The sequence below is a fragment of the Propionivibrio sp. genome (assembly GCF_049316945.1).
GTDB lineage: Bacteria > Pseudomonadota > Gammaproteobacteria > Burkholderiales > Rhodocyclaceae > Propionivibrio.
Genome location: NZ_JBMOJE010000250.1, coordinates 1 through 3,747 on the forward strand (window position 1 = coordinate 1; position 3,747 = coordinate 3,747).

Below are 3,747 nucleotides of genomic sequence, written 5' to 3' on the forward strand. Positions count from 1 at the left end.
GAAGCGGCCATTCTTTGCATGCCTGGCTCGAATAGATTGCATCGGGATTGCCATCGTTTTGCACAATTCAATGACTGGCTTGTCGCCTTTCTCGGTTGATCCAATCATCAGAATGTTGCACATATCCGCTATCGAATCGAAGTGGATTTTGTCGGCATAGCCTTGGGCAAACGCTTCAACAAACTGGCGTTCGACCAATTCCAGTTCGTCATTATGGATTCCACGATTGACCAACATCGGCGGCGTTTTCGGCCTGACCTTTCGGCTACAGTGCTTGCGCATTTGCTTTCCTTGCTTTTGCTGCCTTTCGATCGCGCTTGGCCTGCGCTGCGTCAAGCATGCCTTGGTCGTTGCGCATTCGTTCTGCACGCTCCATCGTTTGATGGATGGCGACGCACGTTTTGTTTCCAAATGCAACATCGCGCATGTGGGTAAGCAACGGGCCATTCATTTTGTCTTTTGGTTGGTACGTTTTGCGTTTCATCATTGATCTGCCTCATGCGATCCTGCAGCGGAGTGAGCCCACGGCTGGCCGGCGTCTCTCGATTCCCTGTTCAGCCACAACTCATAGCGACCTTCCCGGCTGATGTCGCCAATCAAAAGCGGCTTGGCGCTGGCCTGAGCGCCCTTCAGCTTCACCGAATCGCCTATTTTGAAGTCACGGAGTTTCATGATTCGTCCTCTTTTCTCATTTCTTGCAAGAGCCGATCAGCCACGACCGGAAGACCCAAAACCACCGGTACCGCGCGCTGTTTCTGTGAGCTCATCCGTGATGATCAACTCGGCGCGCATGCACGGCTGGATAACTAGCTGTGCAATCCGGTCGAAGGGGTTGGTGGTGAAAGCATCGTCGCCGTGCATCTGCAGGATCACGCAGACTTCGCCCCTATACGCCGCATCAACAATACCCGGCGCATTGGCTACCGTCAGGCCGTGTTTCTTTGCCAGCCCGGAACGTTGGCAGACAGCGCCGAAGTAGCCAGGCGGGATTTCTAGGAACACGCCGGTCGGTACCGTGACACGCGAGCCGCGCTGCAGGCGCATGGGTAATTCAATGTTGGCGCGCAGATCAAGCCCTGCGTCTGATGTGTTTGCATACGAAGGGGTAAGGCGGTCGTCTGAAACTTTGATTTTCACTTGCAGCTTGTTCATTTTTTTTCTCACATAACGACGAGCTACCGCTCGTCGGACCAGATTACACGCTACAGATTTCAGAGCACAAAAGCGGGGCGGAACCCGATGCTGCCGTAAGCGCTGGAACGATCGATGTCGAGGATGAGCGCGAACACGCCGCTGTACGCGGCGCTGGCCCAGTAGCCACCCCGGAACGGGGCTACGCCAACACGACCTTCGCTCGGACGCCATCCCATGCCTTTCTTTTCACTCGGGTAAGGCGCGGTACATAACGAAGGGGATTCTTCGGTCACTGGCTTTGCAACGATCCCGTCTGCATCGCCCTGAATGTCGTCAAAAACCCACTGCCATACGTTCCCGGCCATGTCGCTGATCTGCTCTCCGTTCGATAACGTCATGAGACGATTTTCTTTTTTGTTCGGAGAAACGTAGGTTCCAGGCTGCGCGCTTCCGACGGTTCCCTTGTGCAGTCCGCGAAAGAGTTTTCCTTTTCCGACTTCTCCCTTCGACCAGTTGCACGCTTGCTGGGAGAGATTCCAGGCGATCGCAAGCCACTGAGATTCAGTGATGAGTTTGTATCCAGCGTCTGCGCACGCTGCGCGCGCTTCGTCGTAGTTGATTCGAACCCACGGAGTTCCTTCAGCGGTGACGGCCAGTTTTCCGTCTTCACCCTTGCTCGCGGCGTATTTACCTACCATGAAAGACGGAACGACAATCCCGCAAGGCAGGGTCGTTTCCGGGACGGTGGTGAATATGTTTTTTGACATTGGATTTCCTTTAGATTGCATGTTGTTCTTTCCCATGAAAAAGCCGCCAGTTTTGAGGCTGGCGGCTGGTTGCGGTTGGCGGTGGTGGCTGGTTGGTGGTGGCTATGCTGCTTTGCACGGTGACTGGGAAGGGAGGGAAGAGAAAAACTCAGCCAGTTCAGACTCTATAATCTCGTAATCCAGCCACTTACTATCGCCATCGCATGAAACCGATACTGACTGTAGTCCTTTGAAAAATTCTGACGGAACAAGAAGGACGTGTTTTGTTGATTTGTCATCGTCTATGCAAAAACAGCACATAAAGTCGCAAACTAGACTTTGTTTTTTGAACGAGAATGACCAAGACTTGGCAGCGTATTTCTTGTTCAAGCATCGTTTGTGCGACGATTTGACATCAACTTTGTATCCTAGAACGTCAAAGTCATATCCATGCTGAAACTTAAGAAGATTGTTATCTATGGCAAACGGAACAATTCGTTTGAACTCGCTTTCTGCTACCGCTCCGAGGCGGTCACGATCAGATCCGTATCGCAACTTGTCACCAGTAACTGGTTCGCCCTGTCTTTTCAGTCTCACATATAGCGTTTGCCATGAAATTCCAAGTTCAGCAGCAGATATTTTTAGGTTTCGGTGCTTTCTGTACGATTCAATTTCATTATTCATTTCATTCACCCTTAGAAAGGAATTAGATCATCCGTCATGTCATCAAATCCGCTATTCCCACCTCGGCTTTGCTGCGGCGCTTGAGCCCTCGGCGCATAACTCTGTGCCGGGGCGCTTTGCTCGCGCTGGCCGCCACCGTCTGACTTGCCGCCCAGCATCTGCATTTCAAAGACTTCAATTTCGGTGCTGTACTGGTCCTGCCCTTCCTTGTCCTGCCACTTGCGCGTACGGATGCGGCCCTCGATGTACAGCGCCGATCCCTTCTTCACGTACTGATTCACGATCTCGGCCAGCTTCCGGTAGAACACGACGCGGTGCCACTCGGTGATTTCTTTCTTCTCTCCGCTGGCCTTGTCCTTCCAGCTTTCCGTGGTGGCCAGCCGGATATTGCAGACGGCGTCACCATTGGGCATGTAACGGGTTTCAGGATCGGCGCCGAGGTTGCCGACGAGGATTACTTTGTTCACTGATGCCATTTAAGTGGCCTCCTGTTGTGTAAATAGATCGGTGCCCGGCTTGTTCCTCTTGTTGGGCAAGCTCTTTAGGCAGAAAAACCACTTTCGTGCGGACAGCCACACCTTGTACGGGTGGTACTTCCGCTCGCCGAACGGATAGGCCTTGTCGATGGCGTCCGCGATTTCCTGCGGCTTTGCGCCGGCCTGTGACTGTTCAGCATGCACCTTGAACATCACCTGTAGGGCAGAGTCGCGCCAGCTCATGCTGCACCGCCTTTTGTCGAATTACGCGCTATAGAACGTATAGTTCGCTTGATGGTGCCCAGAGATGTTTTAAGGCGCTTTCGCTCCTGAATGGCATCAAATGTTTTCCGACACCCTTCGCACTCACCGATGATTTCCATTGCTTCGCTGTGGTCGTAGTGGCAATGCATAGGCATGAATCCATCATTGTCGTCGTACCCTGCGAACACTTCAGCAAGGTGCGTTTGCTTGCCATCCGGGATATGCGATTGCCACGGATCGTCGCCGCCGACAACGCGGTCGCATTCATTGGCCGGATTGCTGATGGCCTTCCGGCACTCATAGATTGCACCCATCAATCTGTCGTACTCAATGACGGCAGCCAGTGCCTTTTCTTCTTGGGTTTTCATGCCGCACCGCCCTGCGCCACGCCTTGCCTTGCCTGCCGCGCCATTCCTTTCCACGCCAAACCTGCCGTGAATAAG

At 53.2% G+C, this 3,747-nt stretch carries 9 protein-coding genes; all 9 read right to left on the reverse strand.

Translation table 11 applies throughout. The features are described 5' to 3' along the window. The coding region (locus ACOYNV_RS26425; protein ID WP_422902801.1) for a hypothetical protein at window positions 1-282 on the reverse strand (282 nt) is incomplete at its 3' end. Further along, window positions 266-487, reverse strand: coding sequence for a hypothetical protein (locus tag ACOYNV_RS26430; protein ID WP_422902802.1), 222 nt, complete (start codon window positions 485-487; stop codon window positions 266-268). The genes ACOYNV_RS26425 and ACOYNV_RS26430, both read right to left, overlap by 17 nt. Beyond that, window positions 484-672 (reverse strand): hypothetical protein, encoded by a 189-nt coding sequence (locus tag ACOYNV_RS26435; RefSeq protein WP_422902803.1) that lies wholly within the window; start codon window positions 670-672, stop codon window positions 484-486. Before ACOYNV_RS26435 ends, ACOYNV_RS26430 begins: the two co-directional genes overlap by 4 nt. 36 nt (window positions 673-708) lie before the next feature. Then, window positions 709-1,152 carry a dUTP diphosphatase gene (gene dut / locus ACOYNV_RS26440; RefSeq protein WP_422902804.1) on the reverse strand — a complete coding sequence of 148 codons (444 nt, stop codon included), beginning with the start codon at window positions 1,150-1,152 and terminating at the stop codon, window positions 709-711. A 59-nt stretch (window positions 1,153-1,211) separates the two neighbouring features. Beyond that, window positions 1,212-1,901: an SUMF1/EgtB/PvdO family nonheme iron enzyme gene (locus ACOYNV_RS26445; RefSeq protein ID WP_422902805.1), complete on the reverse strand. Its 690-nt coding sequence runs from the start codon at window positions 1,899-1,901 to the stop codon at window positions 1,212-1,214. Window positions 1,902-2,003: 102 nt separating this feature from the next. Next, complete coding sequence (locus ACOYNV_RS26450; protein WP_422902806.1) at window positions 2,004-2,564, reverse strand: hypothetical protein; 561 nt, start codon at window positions 2,562-2,564, stop codon at window positions 2,004-2,006. An 11-nt stretch (window positions 2,565-2,575) separates the two neighbouring features. Further along, entirely contained in the window at window positions 2,576-3,040 is a 465-nt protein-coding gene (ssb, locus tag ACOYNV_RS26455; protein ID WP_422902807.1) for a single-stranded DNA-binding protein, read from the reverse strand. Next, the gene (locus ACOYNV_RS26460) at window positions 3,041-3,283 is read right to left on the reverse strand and encodes a hypothetical protein (RefSeq protein ID WP_422902808.1); all 243 of its coding nucleotides are present in this window, start codon (window positions 3,281-3,283) and stop codon (window positions 3,041-3,043) included. Further along, window positions 3,280-3,672: a hypothetical protein gene (locus tag ACOYNV_RS26465; protein ID WP_422902809.1), complete on the reverse strand. Its 393-nt coding sequence runs from the start codon at window positions 3,670-3,672 to the stop codon at window positions 3,280-3,282. The genes ACOYNV_RS26460 and ACOYNV_RS26465 overlap by 4 nt, the downstream gene beginning before the upstream one ends. Window positions 3,673-3,747 lie beyond the last annotated feature (75 nt).